The following is a 21274-nucleotide window of genomic DNA, read 5'->3' on the forward strand; positions in this document are numbered from 1 at the left end:
AGGACGCCATGACCTTGCTTTCCCGTCGCCTGCTGCTGGCAACCGCAGCCTCTGGCCTCGCCGCGCCGGCTCTCGCGCAGCGACTGCGCCCGATCCGAATCGTCGTGCCCTTCGCGCCCGGCGGCAATACGGACATCGTCGCCCGCGCCATCGCCGAGCGGCTGGGCCCCGTGCTCGGCACGCAGGTGCTGGTGGAAAACCGCTCCGGCGCCGGGGGCGCGGTGGGGGTGGAGGCGGTGGCGCGTGCCACGCCGGACGGCACGACGATGCTGTTTCACACCGCCGCCGTGGCCATCGAACCCTCGCTGCGCCGCGACCTGAGCTACGATGCGCGCCGCGACCTGACGCCCGTGACGCAGGTGGCGGAGACGCCCTTCCTGTTCATGGTGAGCAATCCGACGCCGGCGCGCAGCGTGGCGGAGCTGATCGCCCACGCCAAGGCGAATCCCGGCGCCGTGAACTACGGCACCGCGGGTGTCGGCAGCTCTGGCCATCTCGCCTTGGCGGATTTCGCTGTGCGGGCGGAGGTGCAGATGACGCATATCCCCTATCGCGGCGCGGCGCCCTATCTGGCGGCGTTGCAGACGAACGAGGTGCAGCTGGTGATGGACCCGGCCTCCACCGCCAAGCCGCTGGCCGAGGCGGGGCGCATCCGCGGCCTTGCCACCTCCACCATCGATCGCGCGCCGGCCTGGCCGGAACTGCCGACTGTCGCGGAAAGCGGGCTGCCGGGCTACGGCGTGAACATCTGGCATGGCCTTTTCGCGCCGGGCCAGACGCCGGCGCCGATCGTCGCGCAGCTGAATGCCGGGGTGCGGGAGGTGATGGCGGCGGAGGCGATGCGCGGCTGGGCGGATCGGCTGGGCTTCCGCATCGTCACCTCCGACCCGGACAGCTTCGCCACCTTCTTCACCCAGCAGATCGAGCATTGGGCGGCGGTGGTCCAGCGCACCGGCGTCCGCCTGGAGTAGCGCGCGGGAGCGTATGGCTAGTCGCAGCCGCGACTTCTACGATGACGTCGGCGCCCCGTGCCGCATGTCTTCGGAGATCGCAAATGACCGCACCCATCGCCCTCATCACCGGCGCCACCGCTGGCTTCGGCCTGGCCATCGCCCGGCGCTTCGCCGCCGATGGCTGGCGCATCGTCGCGGCCGGGCGGCGGCAGGATCGGCTGGAGGGGCTGGTAGCGGAGCTGGGCGCCGAGCGCTGCCATGCGGTGACGCTGGATGTGCGCGACCGCGCCGCGGTGGAGCAGGCGCTGGCCGTGTTGCCGGCCGGCTTCATGGACATCGATCTGCTGGTGAACAATGCCGGGCTGGCGCTCGGCCTGAACCCGGCCCAGGGCGCTGACCTCGATGACTGGGACGCGATGGTCGACACCAACTGCAAGGGGCTGATGTATGTGACGCGCGCCATCCTGCCCGGGATGGTGGCGCGCAATCGCGGCCATGTGGTGAATATCGGCTCCACCGCCGGCGAATGGCCCTATCCGGGTGGCAATGTCTACGGTGCCACCAAGGCCTTCGTCCGGCATTTCAGCCTGAACCTGCGCGCCGACCTGCATGGCACGGCGGTGCGGGTGACGGATATCGAGCCCGGCCTGGTCGGTGGCACGGAATTCAGCGCGGTGCGCTTCAAGGGCGATGCGGACAAGGCCGCGGCGCCCTATGCCGGCACCGATCCGCTGCTGCCGGAGGATATCGCCGATGCCGTGCATTGGGTGGCGACGCGGCCGGCGCGGGTGAATGTGAACACCTTGCAGGTCATGCCCGTGAGCCAGAGCTTCGGGCCGCTGCGCGTGCACAAGGGCTGATGTCAGCCGAAGTCCGACGCGGTCGGTAGCTGCGGGACGCCCGGGCCGGCGATGGCCTGGGCGTGCAGCACCGCCCGCAGCACGGCCGCCGCCATCGCCTCCGCCGCCATCACCGACAGGACGGTCATGTTGCCCGCCTGGCCGGATTTGCCGGTCGCCAGCGCGAAGATCGTATCGCCGTCCCACATCGTGTGAACTGGGTTGATGGTGCGGGCCAGGCCGTCATGCGCCACCTGGGCCAGGCGCCGGGCCTGCGCCTTGGTCAGGGTCGCATCGGTGGCGACGACCCCGATCGTGGTCGCCATGCCGGCCTGAAGGATGGCGGGCAGGTCGCCGCGCAGGATGCTGTCGACGGTGCCGATGCGCTCGCGCCCCTCGGCCGTGTCGCGTGCGCCGGCCAGCACGCGGCCGCTGGCGGGGTCCACCACGTCGCCCACCGCATTCACCGCGACGATGGCGCCCACCGTGATCTGGCCCAGCTTCACCGAGGCGGTGCCGATACCGCCCTTCATGGCGCGGGGCGATCCGAACAGCTTGCCCACCGTCGCCCCCGTGCCCGCCCCCACGGAGCCCTCCGCCGGCGGCTGATCGGTTGCGGCGGCGCAGGCGGCGTGTCCGGCGGCCGCATCCGGGCGGATGCGGTGGTCGCCGTGGTCGAGGTCGAACAGGATGGCGGCCGGCACGATGGGCACGGTGGCGGGGCCGGCGGGGAAGCCGATGCCCTTCTCCTCCAGCCAGCGCACCACGCCCGTCGCCGCCTCCAGCCCGAAGACGCTGCCGCCGGAGAGCAGCACGGCGTGGACCTTCTCGACCAGGTTGGAGGGGTCGAGCAGCTCCGTCTCCCGCGTCCCCGGGGCCGCGCCGCGCACATCGACGCCGGCCACGGCGCCTTCCTCCGTCAGGATGACGGTGCAGCCGGTCGGTCGGCGCGTCTCGGTGAAATGGCCGACCTTCACGCCAGCCACATCGGTGATCGCCCCGCCCATCAGGGCGTCGGAGGAAGCGGTCATGGGCGGCACCTCTTGCTCAGGCGGCGCGTTCGGCCTTGGCGACCATCGCCTCCGCCTGTCGGATGGAGGCGATGTCGAGCAGCTTGCCATCCAGCGCCACGGCGGCGCGGCCTTCCAGGCGCCCGGCCTCCATCGCCGCCAGCACGCGGCGGGCCTGGGCGACTTCCTTCTCATCCGGCTGGAAGGCGGCGTTCAGCGTGGCGACCTGATTGGGGTGGATCGCCATCTTGCCTTCCGCCCCCAGCGCCCGGCCCCGGCGTGCCGCGGCTTCCAGCCCCTCCGCATCGCGGAAATCGCCATAGGGGCCGTCGATAGGCCGCAGCCCGGCGGCGCGGCCGGCGGTGATCACGCGGGACACCGCGAAGTGCCAGGGGTCGAGCAGCCCGGCCGGGCTGGCGTAATCCGGGTTCAGCCCACCGATCGCCGTGGTGCGCATGCCAAGGCTGGCGGCGAGGTCGGCGACGCCGAGATGCAGGCTTTCATTGCGGGGGGAGGCGGTGGCGATAGCCTCCACATTCGCCAGACCCTTCGCTGTCTCGATCACAAGGCCCAGGCCCACGCGCCGGGCGCGACCGGCGCTGGCCTCGATCTGGCTGAACAGCAGGTCGGCGGCAAAAACCTCCCGCGGGTCGCCGACCTTGGGGATCATGATGACGTCGAGGCGGTCGCCGGCGGCTTCCAGCAGGGCGATGACGTCCTTGTAGAAATGCGGCGTGTCCTGGCCGTTCACCCGCACCGCCAGGATCTTGCGGCCCCAGTCGATGCCGCTCAGCGCCGCCACGGCATTGGCGCGGGCACGGTCCTTCTCGGCCTCCGGCACGCTGTCCTCGAGGTCGAGAAATACCGCATCGGCCGGGCCGGCGGCGGCCTTCGGGAACAGTTCGGGGCGGATCGCCGGCACGGCGAGCTCGCTGCGGTGCAGACGGGCGAGGGGGGTGGCGGTCATGGCGCGGGTTCCTGCACAGCGAGCGGGTGGTGGTCCTGCACCAGGCGCTGGAGCTTTTCCTCCAGCACCTTGGTGTAGATCTGCGTGGTGGCGATATCCGCATGGCCCAGCAGCACCTGCAAACTGCGCAGATCGGCGCCGCGGGCCAGGAGGTGGGAGGCGAAGGAATGCCGCAGCACATGCGGGCTGACCCGTGCCGGGTCCAGGCCTGCGGCCAGCGCCGCATCCTTCAGGATCAGCCCGATGGTCTGGCGCGTGACATGCCCCCCCGCGGCGCGGGAGGGAAACAGCCAGCGTGAGGGCTTCTGGGGATCGGGCCGGGCCTCCAGCGCCAGCTGCACGGCCGTCCGCGCCCGGGTGGAGATCGGCACCAGCCGGTCCTTGTTGCCCTTGCCGCGCACAGTGACCAGCGGCTGGTTGGGGCGCAGGGCGCTGGCGGGCAGGGCGGCCAGCTCACTCACGCGCAGCCCGCTGCTGTAGAGCAGCTCGATCAGCGCGACGGCGAAGGGGCCGCGATGGCCGGGCAGGCGGGCGGCGCCGTCCAGCAGCGCCTCCATCTCCGCCTCCGCCAGGGGCTTGGGCAGGCTGGCGGGCAGGCGGGGGCCTTCCTCCAGCGCGGTCGGGTCTTCCGCGCGCAGACCCTCCTGCACCAGGAAGCGGAAGAACTGGCGCAGGGCGGAAAGGCGGCGGGCGGCGGTGCGGGCGGCGAAGCCGGCATCGGTCAAAGCGCGCAGATAGGACTGGATGGTGCCCGCATCGGCGGTCAGGGGGGTGATGCCGCGCGGCGCGCAGTGGGCGCTGAAGTCGGCCAGGTCGGCGGTGTAGGCGGCCAGGGTGTTGCGGGCGGCGCCGCGCTCGGCCGCCAGCATTTCGAGAAAGGCTTCGGCGTGGCGGTCCATGCCGATCGCGGCGTCAGCGGGTTCCGAAGCGCTCGGCCGGCACGCTGCGCTCCACCGGTTGCGGCACGACGGAAGGCGGGAAGGCCCCGATGAACAACAGCCCGAGCACCAGCAGCGCGACGATGACAGCGGCCAGCAGGAGCAGAGGGTGACGAAACATCGTGGATGAGGATCCTACTGCGCTGAGGGCCGTGCCCCGGCACGGTCAACCCTCCTGGGTCCGGACGCCCGTGGTGAAGCTCCCGGTCGGAAGCCTGAAACCAAGGTATGCGCCCGGCTCGGACGATTACGTCCCGGCCCGACTTGCTGTAGCCTCCGCCACCGTGTCACGCAACACTGCCCTTCCGGCCTGGCTTCTGCCCGATGCCGCCCCGCCCAAGCCGGCGGCCTACCCCCCGCCGCATCGCAGCATCGTGCTGGTGGGCATGCCGGGTTGCGGCAAATCCTCCATCGGCAAGCGCCTGGCGGCCCGGCTCGACCTGCCCTTCCTCGATGCGGATACCGAGATCGAGGCGGCGGCCGGCCTACCCATCACCGAGATCTTCACCCGGTATGGGGAGCGGCATTTCCGCGATGGGGAGCGCCGGGTGATCGCCCGGCTGCTGGCGGGCCCGCCCTTGGTACTGGCCACCGGCGGTGGCGCCTTCACCGATGCGCGGACGCGGGCGGCCGTGCGCGAATCGGGCGCGCTCGCGGTCTGGCTGCGCTGCACCCTGCCGGTGCTGCTGCGCCGCGTCGCCGGGCGGGACCACCGCCCGATGTTTCTCAACCGGGACCCGCGCGAGGTGCTGGAGCGCCTGATGGTCGCGCGCCACCCGACCTTCGCAGAGGCCCAAGTGATCGTGGACTGTACCGACGAACCGCCCGAGACGACGACCAAGCGGGTGATGGACGCCCTGGCGGCGCATCGTGATCCGGCCCGGCTGAAGGTGCGCCTGTCGGAACGCAGCTATGACATCGTGGTGGGCGACGGGCTGCTGGAGCGTGCCGGGGCGCTGATGGCGCCGGTGCTGCCGGCGCGGCGCGTGGTGGTGGTGACCGATGCCAGCGTCGCGCCGCTGCACCTGCCGGCGCTGCGCGAGGGGTTGGAGCAGGCCGGGATCACCCTGGTCGCCACGGTGGAAGTGCCGCCGGGCGAGGCCAGCAAGTCCTTCGCCCAGTTGCAAATGGTGGTGGAGGCGGCGCTGGCCGCCGGGGCGGATCGGCGCACCGCGGTGGTGGCGCTGGGCGGCGGCGTGGTCGGTGACCTGGCCGGCTTCGCCGCGGCGGTGGCGCTGCGCGGCCTGCCCTTCATCCAGGTGCCGACCACCCTGCTGGCGCAGGTGGACAGTTCGGTCGGGGGGAAGACCGGCATCAATCTCGGCCTGGGCAAGAACCTGGTCGGCGCCTTCCACCAGCCGCTGCTGGTGCTGGCCGATACCACCGTGCTGTCGACCCTGCCGCCGCGCGAATTGCGCGCGGGCTATGCCGAGGTCGCCAAGCACGGGCTGCTGCAAGGCGCGCTGTGGGACTGGTGCGAGGCGGAGGGGGCGAAGGCTGTGGCCGGCGATCCCGCCGCTTTGGCCCATGCCGTGCTGGAATCCTGCCGCCTGAAATCCGGCGTGGTGGCCGCCGATGAGCGGGAGGAAAGCGCCGAAGGCGGCCGCGCCCTGCTCAATCTGGGCCACACTTTTGGGCACGCCTTCGAGGCCGAATGCGGCTATGGCGGCACACTTCTGCATGGGGAGGCGGTGGCGGTGGGCCTGGGTCTTGCCGCCTCGCTCTCGGCCCGGCTCGGCTTCTGTTCGCAGGAACTGCCGGGGCGGGTGATCGCCCATTTGCAGGCCTGCGGCCTGCCGGCACGGATCGGCGACCTGCCGCGCGACTTCTCGGTGGAACGGCTGATGGCGCGGATGCGCAAGGACAAGAAGGTGCGGGACGGGGCGATGCGCTTCGTGCTGCTGCGCGGGCCGGGGGACGCCTTCACGACCTCGGAGGTGCCGCCGGCTGCCGTCGAAAGCCTGCTGCGGGACGAGGGCGCGACGGAGTAGCCTTCCCGCTGTGGCATCTGCATGCGATACCCGGACGCTGCACTGCACCATCCGGGGGTTCCTGCCCGATGCCGCTTTCCGAGCCCGAGGTTTCGCGCGTTCCGCTGCACCGCCGCCAGATCACCATGGATGGCTATCAGCGGACCGATGGGCTGTTCGACATCGAGGCGCATCTCGTCGACACCAAATCCTATCCCTTCGACAACATGGACCGGGGCACGCTGGCGCCTGGCGACCAGCTGCACGGCATGTGGGTGCGGATGACGGTGGATGAGGAGATGGTGATCCGCGCCTGCGAGGCGGTGTCCGACTTCACCCCCTACGAGGTGTGTCCCAAGGCCGCGCTGAGCATGAGCAAGCTGGCCGGCGTCTCCATCGGCCCCGGCTTCAACCGCGCGGTGAAGGAACGGGTCGGCGGCGTGCTCGGCTGCACCCATCTGCGGGAGGTGATGGCCCAGATGGCGACCGTCGCCTACCAGACCATCGCCCCCGTGAAGTGGCGCCGGGCGCGTGCGGTGCGGGAAGCGGCGATCGCCGCGGGCGACATCACCGGCGCCCCACCGCCCCGCCGCCTGCCGATCGGCAGCTGCTACGCCTATGCCGAGGACAGCCCCGTGGTGCTGCGGCACCGCGAAAGCGGCGCCGCCTAGCTTCTCCCTCCCCCGCCTGCGGGGGTGGGGGGCTCACCCTTTCGCCGCTTCCTCCGGCGTCAGCAGCCGCAGCGACAGCGCATGCAGCCCGGTGTCGAATTCCGCCGCCAGCGCGTCATGCGCGGCGCGGGACCGGGCGACGCGGCTGAGGCCCGTGAAGGCCGGGGAGATGACGCGCACCGAATAATGCGTCTCCCCACCCGGCCGGGCGCCGGCATGGCCGGCATGCTGGGCGCTGTCGTCCTGGACCGTCACATCCGCATGGGAGAAGGTCTCGCTGAGCCGGGCGGCGATGCGGGTGGCGCGGTCTGGCATGGCTGTATCCTGAGCAGTGTGGGCTTTGAGGCTTCACCAGTTTGAACTTCGCACCGATGACGGCGAATACGATAGCCTCGCCCGGCATGCGCGGATGCTTGACCGATACGACATCCCCTCACATGCTTAGATAGTGAAGTATTCGCCGGCCGGCCGCGCAGCGCCTGTCAGAAGCGATCGCATGGAGGATAGCAGATGACCACTCGGATGGGCCGCCGCGAGGCATTGGCACTCGGCCTCGGCGCCCTGGCGGCGCCCGCCTTGGCGCAGCCGCGCAATGCCCGGCTCGTCGTGCCCTATCCGCCGGGCGGCACCACCGACCTGACGGCGCGCCTGATCGCGCCGAAGGCGGCGGAAGGCCTCGGCGTGAGCTGGGTGATCGAGAACCGCTCCGGCGCCAATGGCGTGGTGGGGGCGGAGGCGGTGGCGCGCAGCCCGGCGGATGGCACGACCCTGCTGTATTCTAACGAGGTGCTGACGGTGCTGCCCTTCGTGCAGCGCAATATCCCCTTCGACCTGCAGGCGGATTTCACGCCGGTCGCCCGCACCGTCTCCATCCCCTATGTGCTGGTCGGCGGCAGCGGCCTGGCGCCGCCGGACATGGCGGCCCTGCTGGCGGGGCTGCGCGCGACGCCGGATCGCTTCTCCTTCGCCGGCTCCTCGCTCGGCTCGGTGGGCCAGCTCGCCACCGCTGCGCTGTGGCAGAAGCTGGGGGTGGAGACGACCTTCGTCTCCTATCGCGGTACCGGGCCGGCCATGAACGATCTGGTCTCCGGCGCCGTCAGCCTGTTCTTCGCCCCCCTGGGTCCGGCGATCCCGCTGGTGCGGGAGGGCCGGCTGCGCGCCTACTGCGTCACCTCCGCAACCCGCCAGCGCGTGCTGCCGGAGGCGCCGACGCTGGTCGAAGCCGGCTTCGCCGACATGGTCTATGAGGGTTGGACCGGGATCTGGGGGCCGAAGGGCCTGCCGGCGGAATTCGTGGACCGCGCCAATGCGGCGGTGAACCAGGCGGCGGCGGAGGCCTCGGTCGCCGCGCGCATGGCCGATCTGGGCCTGACGCCGCTGGCCGAATCCGCCGCGCAATTCGCCGCGACCATCGCCGCGGAAATCACCCGCAACCAGGCCCTGGTCGCCGCCGCCCGTATCCAGCCCCAGTGACATCCGGTTGTATCATGCTGGGGTGATGCAGCGCCCGGTGATCGCGCCGGGTGACAATGCGGTCATTGATGGTATGTTCTGACAAATAGCGCCAGTTGCAGATCGGCGGACTGCCGCTGGCCGTGGCATCGGCGCGCCGCAGCCCACCACGCATGGCAAGGCTACCACGCTTCCGTGTTCCCCTTCCGCGACCCACCGGATGACAAGGCCAGGGCGGCCGGTGGTGCGAAGGTCCTGTCATGGAACCGCCTGGCGCGCCTCGGCCCCTTCCTCGCCTTGTTGCCCCTGGCTTTCTACGCCCTGCTTCTGCTCATCGCGATGCGGACGGAGCAGGAGGCGGACCGGCGGGAGGATGTGCAGCGCATCGGCAGGGCGCTGGTCACGGGTCTGGAGTCCGAATTGCGCGCCGGGCTGCGGGCGCTGGATGCGCTGGCCGGATCGCAGCATCTGAAGACCGGCGACCTGGCGGGCTTCCGCCAGGAAGCCCAGCGCCTGCTGGCGCGGGAGCCCCAGTGGTTCACCATCGCCCTGACCGATGGCGAGCGTCAGCTTCTCAACCTGCGCTATCCGGAAGGGGCGCCGCTGCCGGGCATCCAGGACCTGGCCGCGGTGGGCAGCGTGCTCCGCACCGGCTACGCCGCGCCCGGCGGGCTGGTGGAGGGACGGGTCTCCTTCCGTGTGCCGGTGCGGATCGACGGCGCGGTGCGCTTCGCCCTGGTGGCGACGCAGGAGGCCACGAGCTTCTCCCAGTTGCTGGACCGCGCCGGCCTGCCGGCTGGCTGGTCCGCGCTGCTGCTGGATTCCGATGGTCGACTGATCGCCCGCGCCGCCAGCGGCAGCACAGAGCCGGAGACGCTGCGCCCGATGCTCGGCTACCGCCGCGGGGTCGTCGAGATCGACGGCATGCTGGCGCAGCTCATGCCGCTGGCGGAATATCGCTGGTCGCTCATCATCGCCGCGCCACGGCGTGGCGCGGGGGATACGGCGCTGCTGTGGCTGCTGATCGCCGGCGGCATCGCCGCCCTGGTCGCCGGCTGCGCCATTGCGGCCAGCATGTCCATGCGCGGCGCGGGCCAGGAGGCGCAGCAGCGCCGCCGTCAGCATGAGGCCCTGGCCCGCGCCGCGGCGCAGGACCGCAGTCGCGGCGCCCTGATGGCCATGGTCAGCCAGGAACTGCATGCGCCGCTGACCGGCCTGCTCGGCTATACGGACCGACTGGCGCGCGCCGACCTGCCGCCGCAGGCCGCCCATTGGGTCAGGCAGCAGCGCGAAGCCGGCCAGGCGCTGATGGCCCTGGTGAGCGATGTGCTGGATTTCGCGCGGCTGGAGGATGGCAGCCTCAGCTTCGAGGACACCGACATCGAGATCGCGGTCCTGCTGGAGGATTGCGCCCAGTTGATGCGCAACATGGCGCAGGACAGGGGCCTGCGCCTGCGGGTCGCGATCGATCCCGGCCTGCCGCACTGGATCCGCGGCGATCCGTTGCGGCTGCGGCAGGTGACGACCCGGCTGCTGAACAATGCGGTCCACACCGCCACTGTGGGGCAGGTGGTGCTGTCCGCCCGCCTGACCCCGCGGCCGGAGCGGGTGGAGGTGGCGGTGACGGATGAGGGGCCCGCCATTCCGGAGGCCGAACTGCCGCGCCTGTTCGAGCGGTTTCGCCATGATGCGCCGCGCGATGCGGCGGCGCCCTCATCCTCCGGCCTCGGCCTGGCGATCTGCCGCCGTCTGGTGGAGGCGATGGGCGGGGCGATCGGCGCCGAGCGGACGGCCGGTGAGGGCAACCGCCTGGTCTTCTGGGTGCCTTTCCGCCCCGGCGCGGCGCCGAAGGCCGCAACTATGGGGTCCGCGCTGCATGTCCTGGTGGCGGAAGCCGTTCCGGCCACGCGCCTGCTGCTGACCACGGTTCTGGAACGCGCCGGCCATGTCGTCACCGCTGTGCCGGATGGCGGCGCGGCCTTGATCGCCTTGCGGGATGCGCGTTTCGACGTGGCGCTGCTGGATCTGCAGATGCCGGGCCTTGGCGGCGCCGGCGTGGCCTGGGCGGTGCGCGGTCTGCCCGGGGTCGAACCCGGGCTGCGTCTGGTGGCCCTGACCTCCGATCAGGGGGAGCCGGTGGCCGCGGAGGTCCGGGATTCCGGCTTCGACGCGGCGCTGCGCAAGCCCCTGGAACCCCACCGGCTGCTGGACGTGATCGCGGCGCTGCGCATCAGCCCGGCGGGGCCTGCCGCCGGGGTATAGTCCTCAGCCGCGCCGCGGCAGTTCCTGCTCCGCCAGCGTGGCGAACCAGGAGGCGCCGATGGGCAGGATGTCGTCGTTGAAGTCGTATTTCGGGTGGTGGACCATGGCGTCGCCCTCCCCCTTGCCGCCGCCCAGGAACAGATAGGCGCCGGGCTTTTCGTTCAGCATGAAGCTGAAATCCTCGCCGCCCATGGTGGGCTGCGGCAGGGGGCGGGCGCGGGCCTCACCGACCACCATGGCGGCGGCGCGGGCGGCGGCCACCGTGCTCACCGGCTCATTCACCGTGGCGGGGTAGGCGCGGGTGAAGCTGGCCTCCGCCGTGGCGCCGAAGCTGGCGGCGACGCCGTTGACGATGCGCAGGAAATTCGCCTCCAGCAGGTCGCCGACCTCCGGCAGGAACCAGCGCGCGGTGCCCTGCATCTGCACGCTTTCGGGGATGACGTTGAAGGTGAAGCCGCCCTTGATATGGGCGATGGTGATCACCCCCGCCTCCAGCGGGTTCACATTGCGCGCGACCACGGATTGCAGCGCGGTGACGATGTGGGAGGCGATGAGGATCGGGTCGATGCCGTTATGCGGCATGGCGCCATGCGCGCCACGGCCGGTGATGGTGGCTTCCAGATTGGCCACGGCGGCCATGACGGGCCCGGGCGCGTGGAGAAAAATGCCGGCCGGCGCGCCGGGCCAGTTGTGCAGGCCGAAGATGCGATCCATCGGGAAGCGGTCGAACAGACCTTCCTTCACCATCACCTCGCCGCCCGCCAGATTTTCCTCGGCCGGCTGGAACACCAGATAGACGGTGCCGGCGAAATTGCGGGTTTCCGCCAGGTACTTGGCCGCGCCGAGCAGCATGGTGGTGTGGCCGTCATGGCCGCAGGCATGCATGAGGCCGGGGGTCTGGGACGACCAGGGCTTGCCCGTGGCCTCCTCGATCGGCAGCGCGTCCATATCCGCCCGGAACCCCACGGCGCGGCCATTCGGGCCGCCCTGGCCGTGAATCACGCCGACCACGCCGGTGGTGGCGATGCCGGTGACGACCTCGTCGCAGCCGAATTCGCGCAGCTTCGCAGCGACCACGCCGCTGGTGCGGGTTTCCTGGAAGCCGAGTTCCGGATGCTGGTGGAAGTCGTGCCGCCAGGCGGTCATCTCGGGGTGGAATTCGGCGATGCGGTTGATGATGGGCATGGGGCGGCCTCTGTCGTCAGGGGTCTGGATGCGCGACGGTGGCGGGCTGGTCAAGCGCCATGGCGGGCGGGAACTGGTCGGGCAGCCAGCGGAATTCTTCCCGCACGCCGATGCGGCGGGCCGGCTCATGGCCGCTTCTTCGCAAGGTCCAGCTTGGTGCGAAGTCAAGCATGCCGACGCCCTGGCCGGCAGCGTCATAGAGATGCACGCGAAAGGTCATTTCCGACCAGTAGGGCTGATATTCGGGGCGCAGCCGGCCGTCGCCCTCGCAATCGAAAATGGTCCGGATGAGGTGCATCTCCTGCGCCAGCCAGGCAAAGTGCTGGAGAGATCGCGGCGGAAGGACCACGCTTTCGAAGTCGCGGGCGGCGCGACAGGGCGCCTCGGCATAGGCGAGGAGCCGTCCCCCGAAGCCTGTCTGCATCAGGAAGGCCGGCAGGACGACGCCGCTGGCCCGCGCCTGCGACAGGAAAAAGGAGCTGGTGTAGCCGCCTTCGCGTTGAAAGATGCCGGGATGGCAGCTCTGGCCCGCCGCCAGGGAAGGATGCGGTGCGCCGTTCTGGAAGCAGGCTTCGGGCCGGGTACCTGGCATGCCGTCAGCTATACCGAGGGGGCCCTGGAGGCCGTGTTCATGGAACTCCACGAACACGGCCACCTGCGCCATGGCGTAGAGCATCCAGAACGGTGGGTGGATGCCGCGCAGTACTGTGAGGGTGCAGTTGCCGAGCCAGCCCAGCACCAGCAGCAGCACAACCCATTTCAGCCAGCGGCGCCAGCGCGGCACGGCCGGTGCGGCAGCCTTAGCCACCCGGCGGCAGCATGAAGGCCAGGTCGGCGCCCTGCGGGGCCTGTGTCACCTGCTCATGCACCAGCCGGTCCCAGCCCCGCGCCGGGGCGGGGGCGGGGGACCAGAGGGCGCGGCGGCGGGTCATTTCCGCCTCCTCCACCAGAAGCTCGATCCGGCGGTCCTTCACGGACAGCCGGATGCGGTCGCCGGTCTCGGCCAGAGCGAGGGGCCCGCCGACCGAGGCCTCGGGCGCCACATGCAGCACGATGGTGCCGAAGGCGGTGCCGGACATGCGGCAGTCGGAAATCCGCACCATGTCCTTCACGCCCTGGCGCGCGAGCTTCTTGGGGATCGGCAGATAGCCGGCCTCCGGCATGCCCGCCGGGGAACGCGGGCCGGCATTCTTGAGAACCAGAATATCGGTGGCCAGCACGTCCAGATCCGGGTCGTCGATCCGGTTGGCCAGATCTTCCAGCCCGTCGAAGACCAGGCAGCGTGCTTCGGTCTCGAACAGGGCGGCGGTGGCGGCGCTGCGCTTCAGGATGGCGCCGTCCGGGGCGAGGGAGCCATAGAGCGTGACAAGGCCACCGACCGGCGAAACCGGCGTTTCGCGGGCGCGGATGATCTTGCGATCGACGAAATGACTGCCATCGCCGATGCGGTCGCGCAGCGTCACGCCATCGAGGTCCAGCGTGTCGAGGTCCAGCAGGTCCCGGATTTCCCACAGCAGGGCCTGCATGCCACCGGCGCTGTGGAAGTCTTCCATATAGCCCTCGCCGGTCGGCTTCAGATCGACCAGCACGGGGGTGGTCTCGCTGAGCTCATCCAGGCGCCGCAGATCCAGCTTCAGACCGGCGCGGCCGGCAATCGCCGCCAGATGCACCACGGCATTGGTGGAGCCGCCGATGGACAGCAGCACCCGCACGGCATTGTCCAGATTGCCCTGGGTCATCAGCGAAAGCGGCGTGACCGGCTTCTGGATAAGCCGCACCGCCTGGGCGCCGGCCTCCTCCGCCATGCGCAGACGGTCCGCATGCACCGCGGGGGCGGAGGCCGCGTCCAGCGGCATGAAGCCGAGCACGCTCGCGATGCAGGCCATGGTGCTGGCCGTGCCCATCACGCCGCAGGTGCCGGCGGTGGTGGCCAGCTTGCCTTCCAGGGTCTTGATCCGCTCCCCCGACACTTCGCCCGCCCGGTAGCGCGCCCAGTAGCGGCGGCAATCGGTGCAGGCGGAAAGCCGTTCGCCGGCAAAGGACTGCGCCAGCATCGGGCCGACCACCAGCATCACGCTCGGCGTGCCGGAGGAGATGGCCGCCATCAACTGGGCCGGCACGGTCTTGTCGCAGCCACCCACCAGCACGGCGGCGTCCATCGGCTGGTTCGCCAGCATCGCCTCCGTGTCCAGCGCCATCAGGTTGCGATAGTGCATGGAACAGGGGGAGAGCGACGGCTCGCAGATGCTGATGGTCGGGAAGGCCAGCGGCAGGCCGCCGGCGGCCAGCACGCCGCGTTTGACCGCCTCGATCAGCTCGGGCGCTGTGCGGTGGCAGTTGTTGTAGTCCGAGCCGGTATCGGCGATGCCGACCACCGGCTTGTCCAGCATGGCCTGGGAATAGCCCATGGATTTGGCGAAGGATCGGCGGAGATAGAGGGCGAAGTCGCGATCGCCGTAATTGGAGGCGTTCTTGCCAAGTCCGTGTGCTTTGGTCGCCATGCCGCTTTCCCCCCGCGCCCTGGCCGCCACGCACCCCGCGCCGGCGTTATTCCGGGCGGTGGCACACGCAGCAGAGCTTGTTGCCATCGGGGTCGCGCAGATACGCCCCGTAATAGTCGGCATGATAATGCGGCCGCAGGCCAGGGCTACCCTCCTCCGTCCCGCCCTGGGCCAGGCCGGTGGCGTGGAAGGCGCGGACGGCGGCGCGGTCCGGTGCCTCGAAGGCCAGGGTGACGCCATTGCCGACGCTGGCGGGGCGGCCGTCGATCGGGCGCAGCAGCCAGAATTGCGGCGTCGCCTCGGGATTCGCGGCATAGCCGGCCTGGCCCTGGGCCGCGTCGGTATGGAAGCGTGTTACGCCCAGCGGCGTGAGCAGGGCGTCGTAGAAGGCCAAGGCGCGCTCGAAATCATTGGTGCCGAGGGTGACGTGGCTGAGCATGGCGGGTCTCCGGTTGCGGCGGGGTCATGCCATGGTGGCGCTTGATAGGTCTTGCTGTCCTGGCGGGAGGGTGGCGGTATCGGGATACCGCCACGGAAAAACCCCGGTTTGCCTTGACTTTCCGGCCCCGCGGCTGGATAAGGCGCGCCAGACCGATAGTCGGAATTACGAAGCAAATGCTTACTCGGCAAACCACCTCCATCAAGCCGGCGGAGGTCACCAAGAACTGGGTGCTGATCGACGCGGAGGGCCTGGTGCTCGGCCGTCTCGCCAGCGTCATCGCCAATCGCCTGCGCGGCAAGCACAAGCCGACCTTCACCCCGCATGTGGATTGCGGCGACCATGTCGTCGTCATCAACGCGAAGAAGGTCAAGGTCACCGGCCAGAAGGCCGACCAGTCCGTCTTCTACTGGCACACCGGCTATGCCGGCGGCATCAAGGGCCGCACGGTCGCGGAACGCCTGGCCAGCCCGCACCCCGAGCGGGTGCTGGAGAAGGCGGTGGAGCGCATGATCACCCGTGGCCCGCTCGGCCGCGCGCAGATGCGCAACCTGCATGTCTATGCCGGCCCCGAGCATCCCCATGCCGGCAATACCCCGGCCGCGCTGGATGTCGGCGCGATGAACCGCAAGAACGTCTTCGGCGCCCCTGCGAAGGCCGCCGCTGGTAAGGCTGCCTGATCATGAGCGAAACCGAATCCACCCGCAGCGGCGGGTCTCTGGCGGAACTGAAGGATCTGGTCGCGGCCGCCGGTGGTCCGGCTGCCGAGCCGGCGGCGATCGTCGCCCCGAAGCGTGACGCGCTCGGCCGTTCCTACGCCACCGGTCGCCGGAAGAACGCGATCGCCCGCGTCTGGGTGAAGCCGGGCAGCGGCAAGATCGAAGTCAACGGCAAGCCCTCCACCACCTATTTCGCGCGCCCCGTGCTGCGGATGGTGATTGGCCAGCCCTTCCTGGTCGCCGATCGCGACCAGCAGTTCGACGTCTTCGCGACGGTGGTCGGCGGCGGCCTGTCCGGCCAGGCCGGTGCGCTGCGCCACGGCATCACCCGCGCGCTGACCTATTACGAGCCGGGCCTGCGCGGCATCCTGAAGAAGGCCGGCTTCCTGACGCGCGACAGCCGCGTGGTTGAGCGCAAGAAGTACGGCAAGGCGAAGGCCCGACGTTCCTTCCAGTTCTCCAAGCGCTGACGCCCGGCGGACCGGGCGTCACGCCCGGCCTGCATGGCTGGTTTATCAGGGGGGCAGGTCCGCAAGGGCCTGCCCCTCTTGCTTTTTCGGCCGCCGGAGGGCGGCATGGCTGCGATCCGAGGGAATACGACCATGGCCAAGGGACCCATCCCCAGCGTCTTCATCGACGGCGAAGCCGGCACCACCGGATTGCAGATCCGTGAGCGCCTGGCCCGCTTCCCCGGAATCGCCCTGCGCAGCATCCCCGATGCTCAGCGCAAGGATGCCGAGGCGAAGCGCGCCCTGATGGCGGAGGTGGATCTGGTGGTCCTCTGCCTGCCCGATGCCGCGGCCAAGGAAAGCGCCGCCATGGCGCAGGCCCTCGGCGCCGATGCGCCCAAGCTGATCGATGCCTCCACCGCGCACCGGGTGGACCCGAACTGGGTCTATGGTTTTCCGGAGTTGAACGCAGCGCAGACGGCCGCCGTGGCCGCTGCCACGCGCGTCTCCAATCCCGGCTGCTACCCCACCGGCGGCATCGCGCTGATCCGCCCGCTGGTCGAGGCCGGGCTGCTGCCGCCGGATTATCCGGTGACCGTCAATGCCGTCTCCGGCTATTCGGGCGGCGGCAAGCAGATGATCGCGGAGTTCGAGCCGACCCGCAGCGCCGCGCCGTTTTTCCTCTACGGCCTGAACCTTGAGCACAAGCATGTGCCGGAGTTGCAGAAGTACGGCGCGCTGACGCGGCGGCCGGTTTTCGTGCCCTCGGTCGGCGATTTCGCCCAGGGCATGCTGGTCTCCCTGCCGCTGCATCTCGACCTGCTGAACGGCAAGCCGACGCCGGCCGACCTCGAAGCCTGCCTGCGTGCCGCCTATGCCGGCAGCGGCTGGGTGCGGGTGGAAGCGGCCGACCCCAAGGCGCGGCTGGCACCGGAGGAGTTGAACGGCAGCAATTTTCTGGAGCTGCGCGTCTACGGGAATGCGGCGCTGGGGCAGGCGGTGCTGGTGGCCAAGCTCGACAATCTGGGCAAGGGTGCATCCGGCGCGGCGGTGCAGAATATCGGGCTGATGCTCGGTGTGGACGTGGCCGCCGCACTGCCCTTGGCAGCGTAACCGGAGGACAACGACAAGATGACCGGCCCCGTGATTCCCTTCGAGGACAAGACCCCAAAGATTCATCCGGAGGCCTGGGTGGCGCCGACGGCCATTGTCATTGGCGATGTCGAGATCGGCGAGGACAGCAGCGTCTGGTATCACTGCGTGCTGCGTGGCGACACCAACATCATGCGCATCGGCGCCCGCACCAATATCCAGGACGGCAGCGTGCTGCACCTGAATGCGGGGGCGGAGCCGCTGATCATCGGCGATGACGTCACCATCGGCCATGCCTGCATCGTGCATGCCTGCACCCTGAAGAACCGTGCTTTCGTCGGCATGGGCGCGACGGTGCTGGATCGCGCGGTAATCGAGGAGGGCGGCATGCTCGGCGCCGGTGGCATGCTGCCGCCCGGCAAGGTGATCGGCCCGAACGAGCTGTGGATGGGCAGCCCGGCCAAGTTGGTGCGGGTGATGTCGGCGGAGGAGCGTGCCAAGTTCGACCGCACCGCGCCGAATTACGTGGCGCTGTCGAAGCGGCATCGCGCCTCATTGGCGCGTTGAAGGCGCGCTGAGCTTCGGCGGGCGACTTGCGGGGCGGTCAGGCCCGCCCCAGTTTCCTGTCAGCAAGGTGAGGATGCCCGAGATGCGACCACCGCTCGCCGCCCTGGCCGTGACAGCCCTGCTGGCCGGCGCCTGCACGCCCAGCCCACCCCCGGAATATGTGAACCTGCCGGTCAGCGCCGAGCGGTCCGGGGTAGGCGATCCCACCCGCGGCGCCATCCTGGCCTCCTCCTACGCCTTCGGCACGCCCTCCGTCCTGGCCGGAAACCCGGCGGCGGCGGCGCAGGCATTGGCGCAGCTCGAATACCTGACGGTGGAGCTGGGCTTCGGCGGCCCTTGGCGGGATATGCAGCCGGGGGTTTCGGTGGAGCTGCGCCAGGCGCGGGCGGAAGCACGCCAGGCCCTGGGCTTCCGGAGCGATGCCTCGCCGCAATCGGCGGTGAATGCGTTGTATGACGCGGCCGCGGCCCTGCGCCGCGACGATCGCGCGGCGGCTGGTACGGCGCTGGCGCCCCTCGTGCCCCAGGGCGGCACTGAAGCAGCGCTGGCGCGATTGGCGGAGTTGCCGCCTTTGCCGCGCGCCGCCTCCGCCACGGCCCGGGCGCGGGATGCGCTGAACCGGCGCGACAATGACCGCAGCCAGCGTGACCGGATTTTCTAGAGCTCTCGCCTTTCTGATCCTCGCGGGCTGCGGCGCGCTGCCCGCCCCGCCGGCGGCTGTCGTGCCCATCGCCATGCCGGCCGGGCTGGCGGACCCGGCCCGCGCCGCGGTGCTCGCCGCCGCGCCGGCCTTCGCCGACACCGGAGCCTTGGCCGGCCGGCCGGCGGAGGCCGCGCGGCAGGCGGCGCGACTGGAATGGCTGGCGGCGGAGCTGGTCCAGCTGGCCGAATGGCGGCGCGCCTCGCCCTTGCTTGGACCCTTGCTGATCCAAGGCCGCGACGAGCTGCGCGCCGCCCTGGGCATCCCGGCCTCCGCCACGCCGGCCGCCGTGGCGGGGGCGATGCTCGATGCCGCCGGTGCGCTGGAGGCCGGCGAGGTGCCGCGCGCGACAGCGGCGCTGGACGCGGTGTCGGCCGGGCAGGGGGCGGCCGTGTTGGCACGCCTCGGGGCGCTGCCGGCCCTGCCGCGCGCCGCCCAGGCCACTGCGCTGGCGCAATCCGAAATTACCGGCGACGGGCGCTGGGACGTCGACTGACGGGGTGATGACGGGGGGTCTCCCACCCTGGGAGTCTGCTCCCTTGCATTGCATGTAGCCTTGGCTACATACTGACGGCCGAGCCTGATGTTCAACCTCATACGACATCCACCGACTCGTCAGCCGATAGGGATGCCATGACCGGACCTGCCACCCGCCGCCGCCTGCTGGCCGCCAGCCTGGCCCTGCCCGCGCTTCTCGCTTTGCCCGCCCACGCCCAGGCGCCGAAGCGCGTCGTCGCCACCTTCACCGTGCTGGCCGACATGGCGCAGAACGTGGCGGGGGAGGCGGTGCTGGTGGAAAGCCTCACCCGCCCCGGCGCCGAGATCCATGACTACGAACCGACGCCGCTGGATGTGGTGCGCGCCCGCGCGGCCGATCTGGTGCTGTGGAACGGCATGGGGCTGGAGCGTTGGTTCGAGCGGTTTTTCAGCCGCGCCGGCAATGCCCGGCAGGCGGTGCTGACGGAGGGCATCACCCCCATCGGCATCGGTGAGGGTCCCTATGCCAACCAGCCCAACCCGCATGCCTGGATGTCGCCCACCCTGGCGCTGGTCTATGTCGAGAACATCCGCAAGGCGCTGACCGCGCTCGACCCGGCCAGCGCCGCCGTCTTCGCCGCCAATGCGGAACGCTATTCGGCGCAGATCCGCGCGGTGGATGCGCGGATGCGCGAAAGCCTGGCGCGGCTGCCGGCGGATCGCCGCGTGCTGGCCACCTGCGAGGGCGCCTTCAGCTACCTGACCCGCGACTACGGCCTGCGGGAGGCCTATCTCTGGCCGATCAATGCGGAGGATGAGGGCTCGCCCCGCCAGATCCGCAGCATGATCGACACGGTGCGGCGCACGCGCGTGCCGGCGGTGTTCTGCGAAAGCACGGTGAACGACCGCCCCATGCGCCAGGTGGCGCGGGAGGCGGGGGCGCGTTACGGCGGCGCCCTGTTCGTCGACAGCCTGACCCCCGATGACGGCCCGGCGCCGACCTATCTCAAGCTGCTGGAGGCCAATGCGGAGGTGATCCTGCGCGGCCTGCTCGGCACGCAGGCGTCCCGCTGATGGATGGCGGAGCTTTGCCTGGGCTGGTGGTGCAGGGCATCACCGTCACCTATCCCAACGGCCATCTGGCGCTGCGCGATGCCAACTTCATCCTGGCGCCCGGCACGGTCTGCGGGCTGGTGGGCGTGAATGGCAGCGGCAAGTCGACGCTGTTCAAATCCATCATGGGCCTGGTCCGGCCCAGCGCCGGCAGTGTGCGCATCGGTGGGGAACCGGTGCAGGCGGCGCTGCGGCGCAACCTCGTCGCCTATGTGCCGCAGGCGGAGGAGGTGGACTGGTCCTTCCCCGTGGGCGTGCGCGACGTGGTGATGATGGGCCGCTACGGCCACATGAACATCCTGCGGATCCCACGCGCCGCCGACCGCGCGGCGGTGGATGCCGCGCTGGCCCGCGTCGGCATGCTGGAACTGGCGGAACGGCAGATCGGCGAGCTGTCCGGCGGCCAGCGCAAGCGCGTCTTCCTGGCGCGCGCCTTGGCCCAGGGCGGCCAGTTGCTGCTGCTCGACGAGCCCTTCACCGGCGTCGATGTGACCACCGAGGATGCCATCATCGACCTGCTGAAGGCGCTGCGGGAGGAGGGGAAGATCATCCTGGTCTCCACCCACAACCTCGGCTCCGTGCCCACCTTCTGCGACCACGTAGTGCTGGTGAACCGCACCGTGCTGGCGGCTGGCCCGACCGCGGAGGTCTTCACCGGCCCCAACCTGCTGCACGCCTTCGGCGGCGCGCTGCGCCAGCACAGCCTGCCGGAACAGGCCAAGGCTCATGCGCCGTTGGAGGCGGGGCATGTGGTGGTGCTGTCGGATGACGAGCGGCCGCTGGTGATGGCGCCGGACGGGCGGGTGCTCGGCCGGCTGACGCAGGATTTGTGAGGGTGCGCGTGATGACGGCCATTCTCGCCATTCCAGGAAAGCCCTCTCCACCCAACGGGGGGAGAGGGTTGGGTGAGGGGGGCCTGGTCGCGCAGGGCAGCGCAATTCACACAAGCCCTCTGCTTCCGGCTTGGCGG

Annotated in this window: 23 protein-coding genes; 14 read left to right on the forward strand and 9 right to left on the reverse strand. The window is 70.6% G+C overall.

The annotated features are described in order from the left end of the window. Nucleotides 1-8: 8 nt before the first annotated feature. Both ACVFYP_RS10390 and ACVFYP_RS10395 read left to right on the forward strand, forming a co-directional pair. The gene (locus ACVFYP_RS10390) at nucleotides 9-971 is read left to right on the forward strand and encodes a Bug family tripartite tricarboxylate transporter substrate binding protein (protein ID WP_499200100.1); all 963 of its coding nucleotides are present in this window, start codon (nucleotides 9-11) and stop codon (nucleotides 969-971) included. An 83-nt stretch (nucleotides 972-1054) separates the two neighbouring features. Continuing rightward, nucleotides 1055-1813 (forward strand): SDR family NAD(P)-dependent oxidoreductase, encoded by a 759-nt coding sequence (locus ACVFYP_RS10395; protein WP_499200101.1) that lies wholly within the window; start codon nucleotides 1055-1057, stop codon nucleotides 1811-1813. Nucleotides 1814-1815: 2 nt separating this feature from the next. Here ACVFYP_RS10395 and ACVFYP_RS10400 read toward each other — a convergent pair whose 3' ends face one another. The 4 genes from ACVFYP_RS10400 to ACVFYP_RS10415 are packed head-to-tail and all read right to left on the reverse strand — an operon-like array spanning nucleotide 1816 to nucleotide 4828. Further along, on the reverse strand, nucleotides 1816-2823 hold the full coding sequence (locus ACVFYP_RS10400) for a P1 family peptidase (protein WP_499200102.1): 1008 nt from the start codon (nucleotides 2821-2823) through the stop codon (nucleotides 1816-1818). Nucleotides 2824-2839: 16 nt separating this feature from the next. Further along, nucleotides 2840-3769, reverse strand: a complete 930-nt coding sequence (locus ACVFYP_RS10405; RefSeq protein WP_499200103.1) for an HpcH/HpaI aldolase/citrate lyase family protein — start codon at nucleotides 3767-3769, stop codon at nucleotides 2840-2842. Continuing rightward, nucleotides 3766-4668 (reverse strand): site-specific tyrosine recombinase XerD, encoded by a 903-nt coding sequence (locus ACVFYP_RS10410; RefSeq protein ID WP_499200104.1) that lies wholly within the window; start codon nucleotides 4666-4668, stop codon nucleotides 3766-3768. The genes ACVFYP_RS10405 and ACVFYP_RS10410 overlap by 4 nt, the downstream gene beginning before the upstream one ends. 13 nt (nucleotides 4669-4681) lie before the next feature. Then, a complete protein-coding gene (locus ACVFYP_RS10415) occupies nucleotides 4682-4828 on the reverse strand; it encodes a hypothetical protein (RefSeq protein WP_499200105.1) in 147 nt (48 codons plus the stop codon). 163 nt (nucleotides 4829-4991) lie between these two features. Here ACVFYP_RS10415 and aroB point away from each other — a divergent pair, with 163 nt between their 5' ends. Both aroB and ACVFYP_RS10425 read left to right on the forward strand, forming a co-directional pair. Then, on the forward strand, nucleotides 4992-6698 hold the full coding sequence (gene aroB, locus ACVFYP_RS10420) for a 3-dehydroquinate synthase (protein ID WP_499200106.1): 1707 nt from the start codon (nucleotides 4992-4994) through the stop codon (nucleotides 6696-6698). A 68-nt stretch (nucleotides 6699-6766) separates the two neighbouring features. Then, nucleotides 6767-7348, forward strand: coding sequence for a DUF2889 domain-containing protein (locus tag ACVFYP_RS10425; protein WP_499200107.1), 582 nt, complete (start codon nucleotides 6767-6769; stop codon nucleotides 7346-7348). Between the two features lie 33 nt (nucleotides 7349-7381). Here the strand turns inward: ACVFYP_RS10425 and ACVFYP_RS10430 are convergent, their stop codons facing one another. Next, nucleotides 7382-7663, reverse strand: a complete 282-nt coding sequence (locus ACVFYP_RS10430) for a BolA family protein (RefSeq protein ID WP_499200108.1) — start codon at nucleotides 7661-7663, stop codon at nucleotides 7382-7384. A 195-nt stretch (nucleotides 7664-7858) separates the two neighbouring features. Between ACVFYP_RS10430 and ACVFYP_RS10435 the strand changes: the two genes are divergently transcribed. Together ACVFYP_RS10435 and ACVFYP_RS10440 are read left to right on the forward strand one after the other, a co-directional pair. Continuing rightward, the gene (locus ACVFYP_RS10435) at nucleotides 7859-8821 is read left to right on the forward strand and encodes a Bug family tripartite tricarboxylate transporter substrate binding protein (RefSeq protein ID WP_499200109.1); all 963 of its coding nucleotides are present in this window, start codon (nucleotides 7859-7861) and stop codon (nucleotides 8819-8821) included. 174 nt (nucleotides 8822-8995) lie between these two features. Further along, nucleotides 8996-11062 carry a hybrid sensor histidine kinase/response regulator gene (locus ACVFYP_RS10440; RefSeq protein ID WP_499200110.1) on the forward strand — a complete coding sequence of 689 codons (2067 nt, stop codon included), beginning with the start codon at nucleotides 8996-8998 and terminating at the stop codon, nucleotides 11060-11062. Between the two features lie 3 nt (nucleotides 11063-11065). Here ACVFYP_RS10440 and ACVFYP_RS10445 read toward each other — a convergent pair whose 3' ends face one another. From ACVFYP_RS10445 to ACVFYP_RS10460, 4 genes are read right to left on the reverse strand one after another with little or no spacing between them, the layout of a single operon-like run. Then, nucleotides 11066-12247: a M20 aminoacylase family protein gene (locus ACVFYP_RS10445; protein WP_499200111.1), complete on the reverse strand. Its 1182-nt coding sequence runs from the start codon at nucleotides 12245-12247 to the stop codon at nucleotides 11066-11068. A gap of 16 nt (nucleotides 12248-12263) precedes the next feature. Continuing rightward, nucleotides 12264-12998 (reverse strand): hypothetical protein, encoded by a 735-nt coding sequence (locus ACVFYP_RS10450; RefSeq protein WP_499200112.1) that lies wholly within the window; start codon nucleotides 12996-12998, stop codon nucleotides 12264-12266. A 49-nt stretch (nucleotides 12999-13047) separates the two neighbouring features. After that, on the reverse strand, nucleotides 13048-14748 hold the full coding sequence (locus tag ACVFYP_RS10455; RefSeq protein ID WP_499200113.1) for a dihydroxy-acid dehydratase: 1701 nt from the start codon (nucleotides 14746-14748) through the stop codon (nucleotides 13048-13050). Nucleotides 14749-14794: 46 nt separating this feature from the next. Continuing rightward, nucleotides 14795-15187 carry a VOC family protein gene (locus tag ACVFYP_RS10460; protein WP_499200114.1) on the reverse strand — a complete coding sequence of 131 codons (393 nt, stop codon included), beginning with the start codon at nucleotides 15185-15187 and terminating at the stop codon, nucleotides 14795-14797. Nucleotides 15188-15363: 176 nt separating this feature from the next. On the opposite strand from ACVFYP_RS10460, the gene rplM reads away from it, so the two are divergent. The 8 genes from rplM to ACVFYP_RS10500 all read left to right on the forward strand — a co-directional run bounded on the left by rplM (nucleotide 15364) and on the right by ACVFYP_RS10500 (nucleotide 21137). Continuing rightward, complete coding sequence (rplM, locus tag ACVFYP_RS10465; RefSeq protein ID WP_499200115.1) at nucleotides 15364-15867, forward strand: 50S ribosomal protein L13; 504 nt, start codon at nucleotides 15364-15366, stop codon at nucleotides 15865-15867. A gap of 2 nt (nucleotides 15868-15869) precedes the next feature. Next, nucleotides 15870-16376, forward strand: a complete 507-nt coding sequence (gene rpsI / locus ACVFYP_RS10470) for a 30S ribosomal protein S9 (protein ID WP_499200116.1) — start codon at nucleotides 15870-15872, stop codon at nucleotides 16374-16376. Between the two features lie 132 nt (nucleotides 16377-16508). Beyond that, nucleotides 16509-17468, forward strand: a complete 960-nt coding sequence (argC, locus tag ACVFYP_RS10475; protein ID WP_499200117.1) for an N-acetyl-gamma-glutamyl-phosphate reductase — start codon at nucleotides 16509-16511, stop codon at nucleotides 17466-17468. Nucleotides 17469-17486: 18 nt separating this feature from the next. Further along, nucleotides 17487-18014, forward strand: a complete 528-nt coding sequence (locus ACVFYP_RS10480) for a gamma carbonic anhydrase family protein (RefSeq protein WP_499200118.1) — start codon at nucleotides 17487-17489, stop codon at nucleotides 18012-18014. A gap of 82 nt (nucleotides 18015-18096) precedes the next feature. After that, a complete protein-coding gene (locus tag ACVFYP_RS10485; protein WP_499200119.1) occupies nucleotides 18097-18675 on the forward strand; it encodes a hypothetical protein in 579 nt (192 codons plus the stop codon). Next, nucleotides 18644-19210 carry a hypothetical protein gene (locus ACVFYP_RS10490; protein ID WP_499200120.1) on the forward strand — a complete coding sequence of 189 codons (567 nt, stop codon included), beginning with the start codon at nucleotides 18644-18646 and terminating at the stop codon, nucleotides 19208-19210. The genes ACVFYP_RS10485 and ACVFYP_RS10490 overlap by 32 nt, the downstream gene beginning before the upstream one ends. 137 nt (nucleotides 19211-19347) lie before the next feature. Then, complete coding sequence (locus ACVFYP_RS10495) at nucleotides 19348-20265, forward strand: metal ABC transporter substrate-binding protein (protein WP_499200121.1); 918 nt, start codon at nucleotides 19348-19350, stop codon at nucleotides 20263-20265. Beyond that, the gene (locus tag ACVFYP_RS10500) at nucleotides 20265-21137 is read left to right on the forward strand and encodes an ATP-binding cassette domain-containing protein (RefSeq protein ID WP_499200122.1); all 873 of its coding nucleotides are present in this window, start codon (nucleotides 20265-20267) and stop codon (nucleotides 21135-21137) included. Before ACVFYP_RS10495 ends, ACVFYP_RS10500 begins: the two co-directional genes overlap by 1 nt. Nucleotides 21138-21274: the final 137 nt, after the last annotated feature.

The organism is Roseomonas sp. F4, assembly GCF_053891155.1.

Excerpts from the sequence above, each read along its gene's own strand:
- ACVFYP_RS10390 (WP_499200100.1), top strand. The coding sequence starts at position 9 with ATGACCTTGCTTTCCCGTCGCCTGCTGCTGGCAACCGCAGCCTCTGGC.
- ACVFYP_RS10395 (WP_499200101.1), top strand. The coding sequence starts at position 1,055 with ATGACCGCACCCATCGCCCTCATCACCGGCGCCACCGCTGGCTTCGGC.
- ACVFYP_RS10400 (WP_499200102.1), bottom strand. The coding sequence starts at position 2,823 with ATGACCGCTTCCTCCGACGCCCTGATGGGCGGGGCGATCACCGATGTG.
- ACVFYP_RS10405 (WP_499200103.1), bottom strand. The coding sequence starts at position 3,769 with ATGACCGCCACCCCCCTCGCCCGTCTGCACCGCAGCGAGCTCGCCGTG.
- ACVFYP_RS10410 (WP_499200104.1), bottom strand. The coding sequence starts at position 4,668 with ATGGACCGCCACGCCGAAGCCTTTCTCGAAATGCTGGCGGCCGAGCGC.
- ACVFYP_RS10415 (WP_499200105.1), bottom strand. The coding sequence starts at position 4,828 with ATGTTTCGTCACCCTCTGCTCCTGCTGGCCGCTGTCATCGTCGCGCTG.
- ACVFYP_RS10425 (WP_499200107.1), top strand. The coding sequence starts at position 6,767 with ATGCCGCTTTCCGAGCCCGAGGTTTCGCGCGTTCCGCTGCACCGCCGC.
- ACVFYP_RS10430 (WP_499200108.1), bottom strand. The coding sequence starts at position 7,663 with ATGCCAGACCGCGCCACCCGCATCGCCGCCCGGCTCAGCGAGACCTTC.
- ACVFYP_RS10435 (WP_499200109.1), top strand. The coding sequence starts at position 7,859 with ATGACCACTCGGATGGGCCGCCGCGAGGCATTGGCACTCGGCCTCGGC.
- ACVFYP_RS10445 (WP_499200111.1), bottom strand. The coding sequence starts at position 12,247 with ATGCCCATCATCAACCGCATCGCCGAATTCCACCCCGAGATGACCGCC.
- ACVFYP_RS10455 (WP_499200113.1), bottom strand. The coding sequence starts at position 14,748 with ATGGCGACCAAAGCACACGGACTTGGCAAGAACGCCTCCAATTACGGC.
- ACVFYP_RS10460 (WP_499200114.1), bottom strand. The coding sequence starts at position 15,187 with ATGCTCAGCCACGTCACCCTCGGCACCAATGATTTCGAGCGCGCCTTG.
- rplM (WP_499200115.1), top strand. The coding sequence starts at position 15,364 with ATGCTTACTCGGCAAACCACCTCCATCAAGCCGGCGGAGGTCACCAAG.
- rpsI (WP_499200116.1), top strand. The coding sequence starts at position 15,870 with ATGAGCGAAACCGAATCCACCCGCAGCGGCGGGTCTCTGGCGGAACTG.
- argC (WP_499200117.1), top strand. The coding sequence starts at position 16,509 with ATGGCCAAGGGACCCATCCCCAGCGTCTTCATCGACGGCGAAGCCGGC.
- ACVFYP_RS10480 (WP_499200118.1), top strand. The coding sequence starts at position 17,487 with ATGACCGGCCCCGTGATTCCCTTCGAGGACAAGACCCCAAAGATTCAT.
- ACVFYP_RS10485 (WP_499200119.1), top strand. The coding sequence starts at position 18,097 with ATGCGACCACCGCTCGCCGCCCTGGCCGTGACAGCCCTGCTGGCCGGC.
- ACVFYP_RS10490 (WP_499200120.1), top strand. The coding sequence starts at position 18,644 with ATGACCGCAGCCAGCGTGACCGGATTTTCTAGAGCTCTCGCCTTTCTG.
- ACVFYP_RS10495 (WP_499200121.1), top strand. The coding sequence starts at position 19,348 with ATGACCGGACCTGCCACCCGCCGCCGCCTGCTGGCCGCCAGCCTGGCC.
- ACVFYP_RS10500 (WP_499200122.1), top strand. The coding sequence starts at position 20,265 with ATGGATGGCGGAGCTTTGCCTGGGCTGGTGGTGCAGGGCATCACCGTC.